This is a genomic window from Humibacillus sp. DSM 29435 (genome assembly GCF_001758225.1).
In the GTDB taxonomy this organism is placed as follows: domain Bacteria; phylum Actinomycetota; class Actinomycetes; order Actinomycetales; family Dermatophilaceae; genus DSM-29435.
In genome coordinates this window covers 75,580-92,217 of sequence record NZ_MAST01000008.1, presented here as the reverse complement: position 1 = coordinate 92,217, position 16,638 = coordinate 75,580, and the positions used below count along the sequence as shown (strand labels likewise).

16 protein-coding genes are annotated in these 16,638 nt (G+C 67.1%); 12 read left to right on the top strand and 4 right to left on the bottom strand.

Translation table 11 applies throughout. The features are described from left to right. Nucleotides 1-215 precede the first annotated feature (215 nt). From BA895_RS06990 to BA895_RS06960, 7 genes are all read left to right on the top strand, one after another. Entirely contained in the window at nucleotides 216-920 is a 705-nt protein-coding gene (locus BA895_RS06990) for a carbohydrate ABC transporter permease (protein WP_175442264.1), read from the top strand. Next, complete coding sequence (locus tag BA895_RS06985; RefSeq protein WP_070191172.1) at nucleotides 917-2,635, top strand: IlvD/Edd family dehydratase; 1,719 nt, start codon at nucleotides 917-919, stop codon at nucleotides 2,633-2,635. The genes BA895_RS06990 and BA895_RS06985 overlap by 4 nt, the downstream gene beginning before the upstream one ends. 84 nt (nucleotides 2,636-2,719) lie before the next feature. Next, on the top strand, nucleotides 2,720-3,673 hold the full coding sequence (locus tag BA895_RS06980; RefSeq protein ID WP_217493843.1) for a dihydrodipicolinate synthase family protein: 954 nt from the start codon (nucleotides 2,720-2,722) through the stop codon (nucleotides 3,671-3,673). A gap of 11 nt (nucleotides 3,674-3,684) precedes the next feature. Next, the gene (locus BA895_RS06975; protein ID WP_070191207.1) at nucleotides 3,685-4,620 is read left to right on the top strand and encodes a sugar kinase; all 936 of its coding nucleotides are present in this window, start codon (nucleotides 3,685-3,687) and stop codon (nucleotides 4,618-4,620) included. Nucleotides 4,621-4,628: 8 nt separating this feature from the next. After that, entirely contained in the window at nucleotides 4,629-5,351 is a 723-nt protein-coding gene (locus tag BA895_RS06970; protein ID WP_217493842.1) for a bifunctional 4-hydroxy-2-oxoglutarate aldolase/2-dehydro-3-deoxy-phosphogluconate aldolase, read from the top strand. Next, complete coding sequence (locus tag BA895_RS06965; protein WP_070191171.1) at nucleotides 5,348-6,121, top strand: SDR family NAD(P)-dependent oxidoreductase; 774 nt, start codon at nucleotides 5,348-5,350, stop codon at nucleotides 6,119-6,121. Before BA895_RS06970 ends, BA895_RS06965 begins: the two co-directional genes overlap by 4 nt. Nucleotides 6,122-6,216: 95 nt before the next feature. Continuing rightward, nucleotides 6,217-6,933, top strand: coding sequence for a FadR/GntR family transcriptional regulator (locus BA895_RS06960; protein WP_070191170.1), 717 nt, complete (start codon nucleotides 6,217-6,219; stop codon nucleotides 6,931-6,933). A 43-nt stretch (nucleotides 6,934-6,976) separates the two neighbouring features. On the opposite strand, the gene BA895_RS24350 is transcribed toward BA895_RS06960, so the two are convergent. The 3 genes from BA895_RS24350 to BA895_RS06945 form a co-directional block, all read right to left on the bottom strand. Next, nucleotides 6,977-7,582 carry a site-specific integrase gene (locus tag BA895_RS24350; protein WP_256388431.1) on the bottom strand — a complete coding sequence of 202 codons (606 nt, stop codon included), beginning with the start codon at nucleotides 7,580-7,582 and terminating at the stop codon, nucleotides 6,977-6,979. Nucleotides 7,583-8,505: 923 nt separating this feature from the next. Then, a complete protein-coding gene (locus BA895_RS06950; RefSeq protein ID WP_070191169.1) occupies nucleotides 8,506-8,961 on the bottom strand; it encodes a PASTA domain-containing protein in 456 nt (151 codons plus the stop codon). 477 nt (nucleotides 8,962-9,438) lie between these two features. Continuing rightward, the gene (locus tag BA895_RS06945; RefSeq protein WP_070191168.1) at nucleotides 9,439-9,885 is read right to left on the bottom strand and encodes an ester cyclase; all 447 of its coding nucleotides are present in this window, start codon (nucleotides 9,883-9,885) and stop codon (nucleotides 9,439-9,441) included. A gap of 178 nt (nucleotides 9,886-10,063) precedes the next feature. Here BA895_RS06945 and BA895_RS06940 point away from each other — a divergent pair, with 178 nt between their 5' ends. The 5 genes from BA895_RS06940 (at nucleotide 10,064) to BA895_RS24155 (ending at nucleotide 16,192) form a co-directional block, all read left to right on the top strand. Beyond that, nucleotides 10,064-11,095 carry a hypothetical protein gene (locus BA895_RS06940; protein ID WP_139142537.1) on the top strand — a complete coding sequence of 344 codons (1,032 nt, stop codon included), beginning with the start codon at nucleotides 10,064-10,066 and terminating at the stop codon, nucleotides 11,093-11,095. Nucleotides 11,096-11,163: 68 nt separating this feature from the next. Continuing rightward, complete coding sequence (locus BA895_RS06935; protein ID WP_175442263.1) at nucleotides 11,164-12,954, top strand: sensor histidine kinase; 1,791 nt, start codon at nucleotides 11,164-11,166, stop codon at nucleotides 12,952-12,954. Beyond that, on the top strand, nucleotides 12,951-14,582 hold the full coding sequence (locus BA895_RS06930) for a hypothetical protein (RefSeq protein WP_070191165.1): 1,632 nt from the start codon (nucleotides 12,951-12,953) through the stop codon (nucleotides 14,580-14,582). The genes BA895_RS06935 and BA895_RS06930 overlap by 4 nt, the downstream gene beginning before the upstream one ends. Next, nucleotides 14,579-15,661 carry a response regulator transcription factor gene (locus tag BA895_RS24345; RefSeq protein WP_254666362.1) on the top strand — a complete coding sequence of 361 codons (1,083 nt, stop codon included), beginning with the start codon at nucleotides 14,579-14,581 and terminating at the stop codon, nucleotides 15,659-15,661. The genes BA895_RS06930 and BA895_RS24345 overlap by 4 nt, the downstream gene beginning before the upstream one ends. 246 nt (nucleotides 15,662-15,907) lie before the next feature. After that, nucleotides 15,908-16,192 carry an OsmC family protein gene (locus tag BA895_RS24155; protein ID WP_217493841.1) on the top strand — a complete coding sequence of 95 codons (285 nt, stop codon included), beginning with the start codon at nucleotides 15,908-15,910 and terminating at the stop codon, nucleotides 16,190-16,192. Between the two features lie 2 nt (nucleotides 16,193-16,194). Here the strand turns inward: BA895_RS24155 and BA895_RS06915 are convergent, their stop codons facing one another. Then, nucleotides 16,195-16,560, bottom strand: coding sequence for a DUF1622 domain-containing protein (locus BA895_RS06915; RefSeq protein ID WP_070191164.1), 366 nt, complete (start codon nucleotides 16,558-16,560; stop codon nucleotides 16,195-16,197). Between the last annotated feature and the right edge of the window lie 78 nt (nucleotides 16,561-16,638).

Genomic DNA, 16,638 nt, shown 5'->3' with positions numbered 1-16,638 from the left:
GCCGTGTCCGAGGTGCCGGTGCCGGTGCCGGTGCGCTGCGTTCGAGCGCTGCTCTCGCGGATTGCGAGGCCGAGCAAGGGTCTCGGGGACCGGGGCGAAGGGCCCGGTGGTTCGGAGTGCTGTCCACCAATGCCCTCCTGTGGATCGTAGGGCTCGCGATGGTCTTTCCCATCTACTGGCTCGTCTCGACCTCATTCTTACCCAAGGAACAGATCTTGGGAGCCAAGCAGCGTGTCATCCCCAATGCGTTCACCCTCGAGAACTATCGACTGCTGCTGCAGAACCAGGAGTTCTGGCCAGCCGTGCGCAACAGTCTCGTTGTGTCGGGTGTGGTCACCATCGCCGGCGCCTACTTCGCCACCCTCGCTGGCTACGCGTTCGCAAAGATGCACTTCCCAGGCCGCGACCTCCTCTTCCGAATCCTGCTGGCCACCATGATGATTCCACTCATGGTCTCCCTGACGACCAACTACATCATCATATCGAGGCTCGGGCTGTTGAACTCGCTGTGGGCGGTCATCCTGCCCCAGCTCGCACCGGCGTTCGGCATATTCTGGATGCGCCAGTTCGTCATCAGCACGGTGCCAGACGAGATTCTCGAAGCTGCCCGCATCGACGGTGCTGGAGAGCTCATGACATTTCGCAAGGTTGTCTTGCCCATCCTGCGACCCGGAGTCGCGGGCCTGATGATCTGGCTCTTCCTGTCCAGCTGGACACAGCTGTTGCTTCCGTTGACCTACCTCCAGGACCAGAAGACGTATCCCGTGTTCATCAACTCGCTTCGAACCTTTCCTGCGATCCCTGTCACGCATCTACTCATCGCAGCCTCCGTCCTTTCGATGATTCCCGTTGTCGCCCTGTTCGTCTTTGCACAGAAGGCTTTCGTCTCCGGTTTGTCGGCTGGGGCCGTGAAGGGATGAGCGATACGTTGCGTTCACGCACCTGGCTCGGTGACGGTGGTAAGAACGGGTTCATCGCCCGGCACCACCTGCGCGCGATGGGGGTGAGCAGCCCCATGCTCGAAGGCCGCCCGGTGATCGGCATCGGTAACACGTTCAGCGAGCTCACGCCGTGCAACGCGCACCTGCGCTCACTGGCTGAAGCCGTGAAACGGGGCGTCCTCGCGGCCGGCGGTTTACCGCTGGAGTTCCCCATCATGAGTTTGGGAGAGCCGTTCTTGCGGCCGTCCTCGATGTTGTATCGCAACCTCATGGCAATGGAGGTAGAGGAGGACCTGCGCGCCAACCCCCTTGATGCCGCTGTACTGCTGACCGGTTGCGACAAGACGACCCCCGCGGCCCTGATGGGTGCAGCGAGCGTCGACCTGCCCACGATACTGCTGACCGGGGGCCCCATGCTGAATGGGAAGTTCCGCGGCAAGGACGTCGGCTCCGGTACGGATATCTGGAGGATGACCGAGGCGCTGCGTGTGGGAGCAGCGTCCCGAGCCGACTTCACCGAGTTCGAAACCTGCCTGAACCGCTCTGCGGGGCACTGCATGACGATGGGTACGGCATCGACAATGGCGTGCCTGACCGAAGCGCTCGGTATGCAGTTGCCCGGTGCCGCCGCATATCCCGCGGTCGACTCACGGCGCACGGCGCTCGCGGAACTCACTGGAATGCGTGCCGTCGAACTGGCGCGGGAGCCGATCCGGCCGTCTGACATCATGACGCGTGCCGCCTTGGAGAACGCAGTCAAGGTCAACGCCGCCCTCGGCGGCTCGACGAACGCCGTCCTACACCTGCTTGCTCTCGCCGGACGGCTCGAGGTCTCCCTCACCCTGGCCGACTTCGACACCATCGGGCGCGACGTACCGCTGCTGACTGACCTGCTGCCGAGCGGGCGGTTCCTCATGGAGGAGTTCGCGTACGCAGGCGGCGTCCCAGCCCTACTGCGTCAAATGGCGCCCCTGCTCGACCTCAACGCCCTGACGGTAACGGGAAAGACGCTCTCGGAAAGCGTCGCACCTGAAGCGCCTTACGACGTGACCGTCATCCGGGACCTCTCTGACCCCGTCCAGCCGGCCGGTTCCGGCACGGCGGTGCTGCGTGGCAACCTCGCGCCCGACGGGGCCGTCCTCAAGATCTCTGCCGCGTCACCGCACCTGATGACGCATACCGGGCCCGCCCTCGTCTTCGACGCACTGCAGGACTACCTCGACGTGGTCGACGACCCGGAGCTACCGGTAGACGCCGACACCGTTCTCGTGGTTCGCAACCTCGGCCCGCGCGGCTACCCGGGGATGCCTGAGGTGGGCAACCTCCCTCTGCCGCAGCGCATCCTGGCCGCCGGCATCACCGACATGGTCCGCATCACCGACGCGCGGATGAGCGGCACCGCCTACGGCACCTGCATCCTGCACGTGGCGCCCGAGGCGGCTGCCGGGGGACCGCTGGCTTTGATCCGCACCGGCGACCTGATCGAACTGGACGTGCCTTCCCGACGGATCAACGCACTGGTACCCGATGAAGAGCTGGCCCAGCGATTGGTCGACTGGTCTGCACCGCCACCTCGAAGCGCGCGGGGCTGGACACGGTTGTACGTTGACCATGTGACGCAGGCCGACTCCGGTGCCGACCTCGACTTTCTCGTGGGCGGCAGCGGCGACGCCCCCGAACGCCCGAGCTTCTGAAATGGCTGATGATTGGGCTGGGCCGCCTGAACCTTTGTGCCAGCAGGCTGTGGCTTCTACGCCGTTGGCGGACCGCGCTCAGAGGTGGTCGACGACTTGCGCACTTTGAGGGGGGGAGACATCTCCAATGTGCCGTCTGGGGTGTGCCCCGTCCTGGAGGTTGCATTCCGGGACGACGAGACACTCGATATCGACGGGTTCTCACGCATCGTGGACCATGTGCTGTCCACGGGCGTGGCCAGTGTCATGTTCCCCGGGTTCGCATCTGAAATGCTGAAACTGTCTGACACGGAGGTAGACGCGCTCACCGCGGAGCTACTCCGGCAGACCGCCGGATCCTCAACTGCCGCTGTCGTGTCCGTCCCGCACCACTCGACCCACTTGGCGGTTCGGCGCGCTACCCGAGCCGTCACGGCCGGCGCGGATTTGATCAACATCCTCCCCCCCCATCAGCTCGGACCGTCGGCCGGCCAAGTCCTCGCACACGTAAGCGCCATCCTCACGGCGGTGGCTCCCACCCCGGTCGTCCTGCAGTACGCACCGGCGCAGACGGGCACGTGCCTGACGGTGGAGGCTATCGGGGCGCTTGCCGACGCGCACGAGAACCTCGCATACGTCAAGGTGGAGTCGGCCCCGCCCGGCCGCTTCATCGAGGCGCTCACGTTGCTTCCCCGGCCGTTGCCGAGCATGGTCGGGTACGCCGGGCTACAGCTGCCGGACGCGCTGCGACGTGGTGCGGTCGGTGTTCAGCCGGGTTGCTCGTTCACCGAGCTATACCAGCACTTCTGGAGTCTATGGACCTCCGGTGACACCGTTGGGGCCACCTCACTGCACCAACGGATGCTGCCCTATCTGTCGTACTGGATGCAGCATGTCGAACTCATCGTCGCCGCGGAGAAGCGCGTGTCGATGCGGCGCGGGCTGACCGAGACCGACGTTTGCCGGGCGCCGGGATGGGTTCTCGACAAGACAGAGCAAGACACCGTGGATGCGTTCCTCGACGAGTTCGCAGCCGACCTCCCACAGGTGAGTCGGTGACGGGCGTGCGAGTGTCCACCGACGTCGTCACCCTGGGCGAGACCATGCTGCTGCTCCTGGCCGTGGACGGATTGTCGAGCAGCCAGACGCCGACCTTCGTGGCGTCCATCGCCGGCGCCGAGGCTAACGTCGCCTGCGGCCTGTCCAGACTCGGACACCACGTCACCATGTTCGGGCGCGTCGGCGCTGACCCGTCCGGACGCCGTGTCCGGGCCCGTCTACAGGGCGAGGGTGTCGACATCGAGCACCTGGTGACGGATCCGGAACGAGGAACGGGGTTGCTGCTGCGTGACGCCCCCGCAGGTCGCCCCGTCACGGTGGAATATCACCGCAGCAACAGCGCCGGAGCCGCCCTGCACCCTGATGACCTCCGCATGGAGGTACTGCGTGACGCCCGAGTCCTGCACGTCACCGGTCTCAGTGCAGTCCTGAGCGACTCGGCGTTTGCTGCGGTCGAGCTCGCCATGGACACTGCCCGCCAGAGCGGCGTCCACGTCAGCTTCGACCCCAACGTGCGGTTGCGACTGGCGGACGCGGTGACATGGCGCGACCTGATGGCGCGCCTCATTCCCAAGGCAGACACCGTTCTCATCGGCGACACCGAGATGCTCACCCTCGAGCTGCCCGACCCCCAGGCGTGCCTCGCCGCGGGTCCCACGACCGTCGTCGTCAAACGAGGAGCGGACGGCGCTTACGCGACCGACGGAACCCGCTCTTGGCACCAGCCGGCACGCCCTGTTCCCGTGGTCGACCCGGTGGGGGCGGGTGACGCGTTCGCAGCCGGCTGGCTCAGCGCCCATGTCGACGAGCTCCCGATCTCCGAAAGACTCAAGCGAGCCTGCACTGTGGCCTCACTCGTCGTGGCGACCCGTGGTGACATCGAAGGCCTGCCCACCCGCCAGGAACTGACTGACCTCGGCACCTCCGGCGCCGACGTTCTCCGATAGGAGACCCCGTGACCAAATCACAGCCAGAGCGACATGCCCCCACCCTCGCGGGGGCGCGGCACCGACCAACCAGTCTGAGCACCCTCACCGCTATCGCCACCTACCGGTACATCGCCATCGTTCGTGCCCCAGACGCCGACACGGCGTTCGTGCAAACGAGCGCTCTGTTGTCCTTGGGCGCGGGCGTGGTCGAGATCTCCTTGACCACCCCGGACGCCCTCGACGCCATCCGCCGAGTTGTGCGTGCCCACCCGATGGCATTAGTCGGGGCAGGTACCGTCCTGGATGCCGTCTCCGCTATCTCCGCCATCCGCGCGGGTGCGCGACTGCTCGTGACGCCGGCGTTGCACCCCGAGGTCATCGCGGCCGCCGGACGGTACGGAGTCGTTGTCGTGCCCGGGTGCGCCACGCCGACAGAAATGCTGCATGCCCACGAGCTCGGAGCCCACGCAGTCAAGCTGTTCCCCGCACGACTGTGGACACCCGCAGCATTGGCCGATGTTCGTGAAGCACTGCCTCAACTGCACATCGTGCCGACCGGAGGAGTGAGCATCGACTCCGTCCCGGCCTGGCTGCGAGCAGGGGCGTTCGCCGTCGGTATCGGATCTGCGCTCGCCAGTACGACACCGGGGAGAATGCGTGAGAACCTGCAGTTGTTGCGCGACGCCGCGGCGTTCGCGAATGCAGAGTCAAGTGCCTGCGAGAAAGTTACGGAGGAGTACCCCGGATGAGTGGAGGCCTTCTTGCGGGCGAGGTCGTCCTGGTGACCGGCGCCGCCCGCGGCATCGGCCTCGCCTGCGCCGAGCGGGCAGCTGAAGAAGGAGCACTGGTCGCGCTCGTCGATGTCATGGGCGATGCGGTTCATGTATCGGCTCAGGTGCTCGCCGCTCGCGGTCACGACGTTTTCTCGGCCTGCATGGATGTCACCAGCCCGGAGTCAGTCACTGGTGCCATCTCCGCCGTGTCTGCCTCCGTCGGCGATGTGACCGTCCTGGTCAACAACGCGGGCCGCAACGCGTACGCAGACGCGACCACGATGACCACCTCTGAGTGGGATGCGGTCTTCGACGTCGACCTAAAAGGGGCGTGGTTGACCTCCAAGGAGGTCCTCCCCGCCATGATCGCAGCCGGGCACGGGTCCATCGTGAACCTGGCGTCCCTGCACGCGACACTGACGTGCGCGGGCATGTTCCCTTACGCAGCCGCTAAGGCGGGCCTCGTCGGCATGACCCGCAGTCTCGCTCTGGACGTCGCCCCCCACGGAATTCGAGTCAATTCGGTGAGCCCCGGCTACATCGCCACCGCGCTGGTCGAGGAGTACTTCGACCAGCATCTCGATCCGGATGTCAGGGCGCGGGCCTTGGCTGTGCAACCACTTGGACGGTTTGGAACGCCGCAGGACGTCGCTCAGGTCGTCTGCTTTCTCGGGTCTCGCCGGGCCGGGTTCGTGACTGGCGCAGACTGGGCAGTGGACGGCGGCCTTGGCGTGCGGTTCGCCTGAACGCGCGTCGACGGTGACCGGCGGGCACAATAGCGGCACCGACAGAGAAGGAAGGACCCCCAATGGCAGCGCAACCACTTCGTCCACCACGAGGCATGCATGCCCTCGTGGTGGACGAGCTCGGGCAAGCCATTGCCGCCGGCGAGTTAGGCTACGACTCGCAACTCGTGCCTGACGAGATCGGGAGCCATTTCGGGGTGTCACGAACCGTGGTGCGTGAGGCGTTCAAGGTCTTGGAAACCAAGGGGATGGTCGAGGCACGTCCGAAGACCGGAACGCGAGTGCTGCCGGTTGAGCGCTGGGACCTGCTGGACCGTGACGTCATCGGGTGGCGCGTAGCGGGACCGGCTCGTGACTCCCAACTGAGGGAACTTGTCGAACTGCGGACTGCCGTCGAACCATTGGCCGCCAGACGGTTCGCGCAGACTCGAGAACAGGAAGCAGCAGTCGCCACGCTACGGTCGCACTGCGAGGCGATGTCAGCCGCCATCGAGTCTGGCGACGCGAGTGCATTTACCACCGCCGACATCGCCTTTCACACCGATCTCCTCACCGGGTCTGGGAATCGAATCCTGGCCCAGATCGCCGGCGCAGTTGAGGCCGCGCTGAGGGCGCGTGAAGACCTACACCTTCTCCCAGACGACCTCGGACCGGAGACCGTCGCGTCCCACCAAGCGATCACGGATGCGATCGAGTCCGGCAGTGCAGAAGAGGCTGAGCGGGCCACTCGCGCCCTGATTGACACGGCAAATGACGAGATCACTAAGCAGCTGCAGAGACAAGGTGGTGGTGTCTCCATGGCTCGCACTTGACCGTGTCAGCCCTCGTGTCCACCAAACCGGGAACGGTCAGATGTTAGTTACGGGCAGGCTCACCCTCTTGCTGGGCCAGTGCTGATAAGCGTCTCGCGATCTCGGCCGGACGGTCGTCAGCTACGTGTTGATAGCGCATTGCCATTGCTGAGGTGGAGTGCCCGAGGCGGTCCATCAGTTCACGGGTGGTGGCCCCAGCGTGAGCAGCGAGTGTGGCACCGGTGTGGCGAAGGTCGTGCCATCGCAGGTCGGGTCGTCCTGCGGCAGACCGAGCGGGCTTGTAGACCTTGTAAAGACTGCCGTGGTGCATGTGGTGGCCGTCGGTGTTTGGAAAGACCAGGCCGTCCGGCCCGCGCTGGGCGTGAGACGCGAGGTGGTCGCGGATCACGGGAATGAGGTGCGGCGGGATGCTGACGTCTCGTATGCCGGCCGCCGACTTCGGGGTTCCGACCTCGGGCTGACCACCGGGCCAGGTCACGGCACGCCGAACGCGGATCAGGCAGGCACGCTCGTCGACGTCCTTGAGACGTAGCTCGGTCAGTTCCCCGAACCTTAGGGCGCACCACGCGGCCAGGTGCACCATGAGGCGGTATCGCTCAGGCATCGCCTGAGCAATCTGCGTGAGCTCGTCGATTGTTGCCGGGCGCATGCCATGACGGACTGGGGCCCGGCCTGCGCCACGGATGCGACACGGATTGGTGGACAGGGCCTCTTCCTCAACGGCCGTGTTCAAGATGGTTCGCAGGAGCGAGTAGGCGTGAGCGCGAGCAGTGGGACGACCGGAGCCCCAGGCCGCATGCCACGACCTCACCGCTTCGGGGGTGATCGCATCGAGCGGAGTATCGCCGAAGACGGGTACGAGAACGTTGATGAGGCGTGCGTACTCCGCCCGGGTGCGGGCCTTAAGTTCGCGACCCACCAACCATTGGTGTGCGTAGACATCGAAGGTTGGACGCGTTGCGGGGGAGCGGGGGGCAGGACGCCAGCGGTTCTCTGTCATCGCGGCCCGTTGGATGCTGAGCCACCCCTCCGCGTCCCCCTTGGTCTGGAACGTGGTGGGGGCAAGGTGACGCTTGGCGTCTGGCCCGAGATAGCTGGCTTGATATCGCCGTGATGGCAGCCGGCGAAGATTGCCGAATCCTCGACGCCGCCCGGAGTTGTTTCCTCCCGCAGGACGTGCCGGAGCCGGCGCGTCTGCCTCCTTGGGCTCCTCAGGTTTGCGCACTGTGATGCCCCTCCGTGCAAGATACGTGCAAGAACGAACGTGTATTCATGACCACTTCCGTCCATCATGGTCCATCGACCAGGTGGACGTCCTTGCAGGTCAGCCTACTATTGCTGGGCAAAACTGCTGGTCAGAGAGACCTCGGGATCTGCCGAGTGAACAAGTTCAAATCCTGTCAGCCCGACCGTGTTTTTGCAGGTCAGAGGCCCGCACCGACTTCTGTCGGTGCGGGCCTCAACTGCTTACAGCCTTGTGGTTTGGTGACTCCGCGCTTTCGGGGCCAGCTCGATGGGCAAATATCGCGCTTCAGCCGGATTCGCAGTAATCACCTGTCCGCCGCACCGTGCTCAGTCATCGGTCTTCTTCTTGATGGTTGCGGTGATGAAGGAGTCGGCTGCGACCTTGCTGCCGGGCTCCAGGTCCTGGGACAGCACGATCCAATTCGAGTCCAAGACGGGCAGGCGGTTCGCGCCGGTTGCGTCTTTGGCGGGAGCGACGTGTAGGCCGGTTGCCCTCCAGGTGTCTTGAGCCTCTTGATAGTTCATACCGACACCGTCGGGAACGGTGATCTTGCCGGCCGCCTTCGGCGCTGCCGCGCCAGTGGTGACTGCCAGTTCGGGGGCGGTTGAAGTCACGGTCTCACGCACTGTCTGGGTGACCGTCTGAGCAATCGGGGGTGGAGTCACACTTTGCGTGATGGTGACGGGCGGGACGGTGGCGGCGGGCAAAGTGCTGGTGTCTGCGCCGCAGCCCGCTGCACCGAGGGCGAGGGCGGTGGCTGAGTAGCCGATCAGGTGCTTCATGGTCTTCTTCGACGGTTGAGGCCCCGCCGAGGCAGGCCCGCAGCGGGAATGCCGCGCGTGAGCGGGCAGTGGAGCGATGTTCTCTGTGGCAGAGTCGGGCGTGGGCGTGGTATCGCTGCTCATCGTCTTAAGTTCGCTTTCCTGTGAGTTCGGTAGTCACATATTGGGGGATCGGGGCGATTTGTAACAATCCGTCAAGAACATCGTGCTGCACATCCCCGAGGACGAGCAGCAAGCCGACGGCCGCACGGGCGGCGAATGACGGTTCCTGGCGCACATCTGGGGCGAGCGGCCCCCGCCAATGTCTTTGTCGGTGCTGGACCTGGACATGTCGCCCCACATAGGAACGCCCCTCACCCCGTCATCCTCGGCGCCGATGTGTTAGACCGAATCCGGGCCCCTGCCCGGCCTCGCAGGGTTGGGTGGTGGCATCGAGCGATGCGGATGGTCACTGAAGGGTTGGTCAGTTCCTCGTGCCTACGGGCTGGGTGTTTGAAAAGCGCCCAGCTGCACCAGCAGACCGAGGTCGTCGCGACAGGCCCAGTGCTCGGCGATCATGCCGTTGCTGACCCGGAACAGGTGCATGAAGGTCCAGACGAGGGGCTTGCCGGTGGGCGGAACAGCGCTCAAGAGCGGAGATGTCGACGCGGTGTGGGTGCCCACCAGGTCGAGGTGAACCGACACCAGGTCGCCTGCGGCGACCACGTGGTGGATGCGGATCTCGGGACTCCCGAGGTCGTGGTCGAGGACGAGCGAGATCTGCCGCATTCCGGTCCGGCCCTGGGGCGTCGCAGCGTGGTTGATGAAGTCCTCGGCCACCAGGTCGAAGGCCGCTTCCTCCCGTCGATGAAGACGGGAGAAATACTCCTCGACGACCTTCTGCGGGGTGCGGACCTCGGAAGCGGATTCGGGTTGCGACGTCATGGGTTCGCTTCTTTCGATGAGGGGGCAGGCAGCAACGAGCGCTGTCTACCGGAGTAAGTGTCACGCGTGTCAGTCGCACCACGGATCCGTGCCACCCCTTCTCATCGGCTGACGCTGGGGGAAATGTTGCGTGGCAGCACGGAGGTTCGAAGAATGGCCGATCTCTAGCGTCATTGGTATGACAACGAGACTGCAGCGCATCGCCATCATCAGCCTGGGCCTGGTCGTCGCCGGATCGCTCACGGGGTGCGGCGCCGGAACCGGGGCAACACCTGCCGGTACCTCCCGCACCGCAGTCGGCGTGCCGACCCCGACCAGTCAGCAGACCCCGACCCCGAGGCCAGGAGACACCGTGAGGCCTGGGGACACCCCGCGGCCTGGGGACACCCCCAGGCCCGGAGCCACCCCGTCGTCCGTGGGCCCGGCAGTGCCGGTCGCGCAGTCGGTCACTCTCGATGCGAGCGGATGGCTGGCCGGGTTCAAGGTAGCGGTCAAGGCGGCCAGCATCGACCCGACAACTCACCTCATCACCATCGGGGTCACGCTGACGAATACCTCCCAGGTCGACCGGCGGCTCAACGAGAACGCCCAGGAGATCAGCTTCGACCCCGGAGACGGGTCCGGCCTGGTGCCGATCCAGTCGGTCACCCCCGATGCCCAGGTCGTCGCCGGCACCTCGGCCACCTCGACCCTTGCCTTTCCCGCCCCAGCCGGAGCGTCATTCGACAAGGCGGTACTCGTGCTCGGCAAGGCGGCGAACCACCAATGGCTCGTTCCGCTGCGAGCCGGCGCGTCCGGGTCAGGTGAGCGCCCGGTCGCGCTGAGACCGCCCGCCCGGCTGACCACTCCTGGTCACATCTACTACCGGATCACCTCGGCGCAGCTGCTGCCATGGTCATGTTCGGGTGTTCCGCCACTGACGGCCTTCATCCCGTCGGCCAAGTCGGTGTCCGTGATTGCCTTGAACGGCACCGCAGGCGCCGGGTCGGTGGCCGTGGGTGGCAACGTCATCGGGCAGATGAGCATCACCGCCCCCGACGGTACGACAGCTGCGGTCATCAGCCCACCCCTCAAGGTGTGGAACACAGACCAGTCCAGCCCGAACATCCTCATGTGTATACCCGTGCCGACCGGGCTCGCAGGGCGCTACGTTCTCAAGATCACCGACGCCGTGCCCACCTCCGCCACCGCCACGATCCTCGTCCCGTGACGACGCGCACCGCGGTTCGGGGAATCACGAGCACACGCGATAGCTCCGATGCAGAAGGAGGTGCCGGTATGCGTCGTCTCTTGGACGCTCGCCGCAACTCAGCTCTGCTCCCGGCCATGGCAGTCGTTGCCGTCGCCCTCGTCGTCATCGGGACCGTTCTCATCAAACAGAACTGGATGCGTGGCGCCGCCTGGGACGGCTACAACGTCGTCCTCGTCAGCGTGCGCCTGGTTGGGGGGGTTCTCGGGCTGGGTGTCGGGTGGTGGTGGTGGTGGCGCGCTCCGGCCAACCCGACCGGTGGCCTGCTCTACCTGGCCGCCGCCGCAGACTGGCTCGCCCTCATCTGCTACTGCTGGCCACGATCGCGCTTGGCCGGTGATCTCGCCTGGGTCGGTGTCGTCATTGAACCCCTCATCGTCGTCATCGTCCTCAGCTGGCCGACCGGGCGCCCGAGCCGACGCCTCGTAAGCATCGTCACCTGGTGGACCGTGGCCGGCGCCGTGCTCGTCTTCGTGGGGGGTGTCTTCAGCCGTCACCCGAGCGCATCCCAGGACTGGCCGGACCCGTTCGAGGCCCTGTTCGCCGTCCCCACGGTGTTTCGCGTCGTCGACCCCCTCCAGGCCCTGGCCACGCAGGCCCTTCCGGCTGCCATCGTGCTGGTGGTTCTGGTGCGTCGGCAGCGCTCGGTGCCACCCGCCGTCCGGCCGCTGATCACGCCCATCACGACGTCCGGAGTGTTCATCTGCGCGTCGCTGCTCGTGCTGCACCTCGGCTGGCAGGTCTTCGGCAACCTGCTCGGCTACGGCCCAGCCCTGAGCATCTGGCGGGTCATCACCCTCCTCGGCCCGTACTTCATGATCGGGTTCGTAGCGCTCGGCGTGCTCGTCGGAGCCCGTCGCCGTCGCCGCGCCGTCTCTCTGGGTCGTCAGCACCGCGAGGTCGACCTGCAGTCCGCACCGGCCGTCATCAGTCCCTCTGCGGCAGCAGTGGCCACCACCGGCGACCCGACGGCGCTGGTTCGCTACCGGCGCCCGGACGGCAGCTGGATCGACGCGGTCGGCGTCACCTTGCCCGAGGCCGACGGCACTCGGCGACTCCTACCCGTGCTGGACGAGACGGGTTCGACGACGGCCGCGCTGGAGGTCGCCGCCTCTACGCCGCTGTCACCGCTGCTCGCCGACCTGGCGGTCAGTCTCATCGCCGCGCGGTCAGCGAACGAACGGGCCACCGCCATCGCGGACGCGCGGCGAGCCGAGGTGCGTGCTCGATCACGCGAGCTGGTGGCGGCCACCGACAGCGGCCGACGCCAGCTGGAGCGGGACCTCCACGACGGGGCTCAGCAGCTGCTCGTCGGGCTGGCGCTGGCGGCAGGGCTGACGGCCAGACGTGGTGCGCCCGGGCCGGACATCATCATCGACCAGATCGGTGAGGTCCGTCGCGAGATTCTTGCGCTCGTCGACCAGGCGACACCAGCGGCGCTGGCCGACGGGCTGGCCGGCGCGCTGCACGCCCTCGCCACGGTGTGCCCCATCCCCGCCCTGGTCGACGCCGTCGGTGACCTACCGGCCGATGACCCCCTGGCCCTGACCCTGTACCTCGCCGCCGGCGAGGCGATCACGAACGCGGTCAAACACTCGGGCGCAGGTCTGATCCGGGTGCGCCTGGCCGTCGACGCCGTGCATGCCGAACTGAGCGTCAGCGATGACGGCATCGGCGCCGTCACCGACGTACCCCCCAGCATCGCCAGTCGGCTGGATGCCCTCGACGGCTCCGTCCACGTGACGAGCCCCCCTCTGGGCGGCACAGTGCTGGGCATCCGGGTACGTCGGCCGAATGGGAACCGTGCGGTGAAGGCATGACTCGCCGACGTCTCGAGGTGGCGGCGCTGTGGGTCGGCACCCTCATCGCGCTGGGCGCGGGCTGGACCGGAATCGTCACACACATCGGCATCGACCGCATCGACAGTGGGCAGGCAGTCTTCGTCTCTCTGTGCGCGCTCGCCGCTCCCGCCCTGGCCACGGCCATGACGGCACGGCATCCCGATGAGCCCACCGGCCCGCTGCTCGGGCTCACGGTCCTGGCCACGATGCTCGCAGCCTGTCGCACCACGGACCTCGGGCCGGTGGCGCAGTTCGCGGGCGTCACTGCGCTCCTGGCGGCGCCCCTGCCGGCGCTCGTCGTGTCGCGGTACACCGCACTGATCTTCCCCCTGCGCGCCGTGCGCCTCGTGTCCCGCTGCTTCTGGGCAGCCACGGCGCTCGGTGTCGTGCTGGGCCTCGTGCTCGTCATCGGAAGGTCCGTCCCGACCGCCCTGTGGTTCACGAGGTCGCCCGGCCCCGTCGGAGATCTGACGAAGCTCCTGCTCATCCTTCACTCAGCACTGGTGTGCACGGGGCCGCTCGTACTCGCTGGCACCTCCGTGGTGCGCCGGATGCCGCGAGCCTCGCGGGTCGCGGCGCGCCCCATCATGTGGCCCGTCGCCGGCTGGGCCCTGGCCCTCACCGCCAGCGAGGTCTGGGCGGTCGCCTGCACCTTCGGTTCACCGACACGCGACCTGTCCTTCGTTCTCGACTCGACGCTCTTCGTCATCCTGCCCGCCTTCCTGGTCGGGGCTCTCGCTGCCGGCATCGGCTGGGTCGACCTGACCGTTCGAATCCCGACGTCACTGGCAGGCACTCCCGCCCCCCGCACGTCGACCGTCAACGTCGAGCAGTACCTCTCACGGGCACTCGCCGACCCATCGATCCGAGTCCGCTATCCGGTCGACGGCGCGCAGACCTGGGTGAGCGCCGCAGGCAGCAGCGCCTCTCTCGAGACCGGAACTGCCGACCGCGCCACCACGGTCATCGTCCGCGGATCGCGACTCATCGGACTCATCGACCAGGACGCCGCCACCACCGCCCACCCCGACGCCGTCGAGATCGTGGCGACCGGGGCGGGGCTCATCATGGAGACCGAGCGCCTGCGGGCATCCGCCGCCAGCGACCTCGAACAGGCGCGAACATTGGCGGAACGACTGCTGGTCGCCTCCGACGAGCCACGATCAGCCCTGCGCACAACGCTCGTGAACGGCCCGTTGGCCGAGCTCGACCGCGTGGCGCAAGCACTGGCCGGCGGGACGCCGATGGCGGATGTCGTGGCGCGGCTGACCGCTGTCGCCGCCGACGTACGAGCCATCTCGCACGGGGTGCTCTCCGCTTCGCTGGCGACCGGCGGCCTGCGCGCCTCACTGGGCGGCCACCTGGTGCCGGATCGTCGGTACGCTCCCGTCATCGAGATGACCACCTATCTGGCAGCGCAGGCCGACCCGACCGCAACCGTGGAGGAGACGATGGGTGAGGATGGTCCGTGTCTGGTCATCCTCACCAGCCCCGCGCCCGCGGATGACGTGCGTGACCGCGTTACGGCCCTCGGCGGCACGGTGTCGAGCCACGGCCCTGGCTGGGTGATTCGCCTGCCGACCGAGACTGGGCCAGACCACCCATGACGACCACGACCCTGCTGGCGTGGCCGCACAACGCTCCCGGACCGACACCGGCGGTCCGCGCGCGGGTCGAGTGGCACGGCGGTCGGTTCCCGCATCGGTCCGGGCTGGCCTTGTTCACGGGCACGGCGGATGCCGTGGCCGCGGCCATCGACTGGCAGCAGGCTGAGCAGGACCATCCCGCAACGTCGCTCGCGCTCCACGTTGCCGAGGTGACCTACCGGGCCGATGCTGCGGAACCCGCGTCTGTCGCGCTGGTTCGCGAGCTTGCAGAGCGGGGGCACCCGGGCGACATCCTCGCCACCGAGGTTGTGCGGATGCTCCTGCCCACACCGGCCCCTGCTCACTGGTCCGACGAGCTGGCCACGTCGATCGGGGAGCCCGCTCAGCTGGTGCACGCCATCACGTGGCCGCGGAACGTCGATGACACGCCCATCACCGTCGTCGTCGCGGAGGACGTTGCGCTCATCCGTGCCGGTCTGGTCAGCCTGTTGCGGGACGACGGTTTCGGCGTCGTCGGTGAGGCCGGTGACTATGAATCCGTGCTGGCCACCGTACGGGCCACGCGACCGCGCCTGATGATCACGGACGTTCGGATGCCACCGGAGCAGGGCGACGAGGGGCTGCGCGCGGCGTCGTTGCTGCGCACCGAGCAACCGGGCCTGGCCGTGCTCGTGCTCAGCCAGTCGGTTCATGCCGGAGCCGCCGCCGACCTGCTGACCCGCCAGACCTCGGGACTGGGGTACCTGCTGAAGGAACGAGTCACGGCACTGGACGAGTTCCTGGATGCCGCCCGGGCGGTGGCCGCCGGTCGCACGGTCATCGACCCGCTCATCACCGACGAGCTGTTGGCCCGACACCGCAACCGCGACCAGCTCGCGGCCCTCGCCGAACGAGAACGGTCTGTTCTGGAGCTCATGGCACAGGGGCTGTCAAACAGCGCGATCGCCCACCGGCTCACCCTGTCGGCACGAACGGTGGAGTCTCACGTGCGCTCGATCATGACCAAGCTCGACCTCTGGGAGGACCCGGCCGGCAACCGCCGCGTCCAGGCGGTCATCCGCTGGCTCGACCAGTCCTGAGCTGCCGCCCTCGTGACCAGTCGAGTGACGGATGCGCGGTCGAACGACGTCGTGTCATGGTGGCGAGATGACCGATCACACGTACACGACCACGCTGCTCTGGAGCGGCTCCACCGGCGAGGGCCTACGCGCCTACACCCGTGACCACCGGGCGACCGCCCACCGGCAACAGCGGCGGTCGAGCTGAGTGCCGGCCCGCGCTTTCGTGGTCACGGCGACCGCCTCAACCCCGAGCAGCTGCTCGTCATGGCGGCCAGCTCGTGCCAGCTCCTGGCGTTCCTCGCCGTGGCCACTCGCGAACACGTCGACGTGCTGCACTACGAGGATGCCGCTGTTGGCACGATGAGCGAGGGCGACGGGCCGATGAGCATCGAGACCATCCGTCTGCGGCCGACGATCACGGTGGCAGCCGGCACCGACCACGACCTCGTGGTTCGGCTGGTGCACGAAGGCCACGAAGGGTGCTTCATCGCCAACTCGCTCAGGTCCGACGTCACGGTCGAGGCGACCGTGGTCGATGCGCGACCCTGAGCTCAGCGACCGGTGACCTCTGGACGGACCTCTGAACGAGGCTGCCACGGCCACCGGCCGGTCACCTCAAGTTCGAGGGCCAGACTGAGAAAACTGCGGATGAGCACGATCGCGGCGAGCACGGTGACGCTCGCGAGGGTCGGGCGGGTGGCCACGGTGCGCACGATGTCGGCCGCCACGAGCAGCTCCAGGCCGAGCAGGATCGATCGGCCGAGCCCTTGACGAAAGCCGACATAGACAGCGGGCTCGTGTCGGGCGAGCCGGCCGAGAGCCTGCCCCGCCACCATGAGGGTCCCGAGCAGCACGGCCAGCACCCCGGCTGCCTCCATGACCTGACCGGCGGCCTGGACCAGCTCGTCGAAACTCACTGCTGCGCCTGAACGGTGGTGCTATCGCAGCCGGGCCCGTCCAGACTCCCGTTCGGGACGGGCCCGGCCGCGACGCCG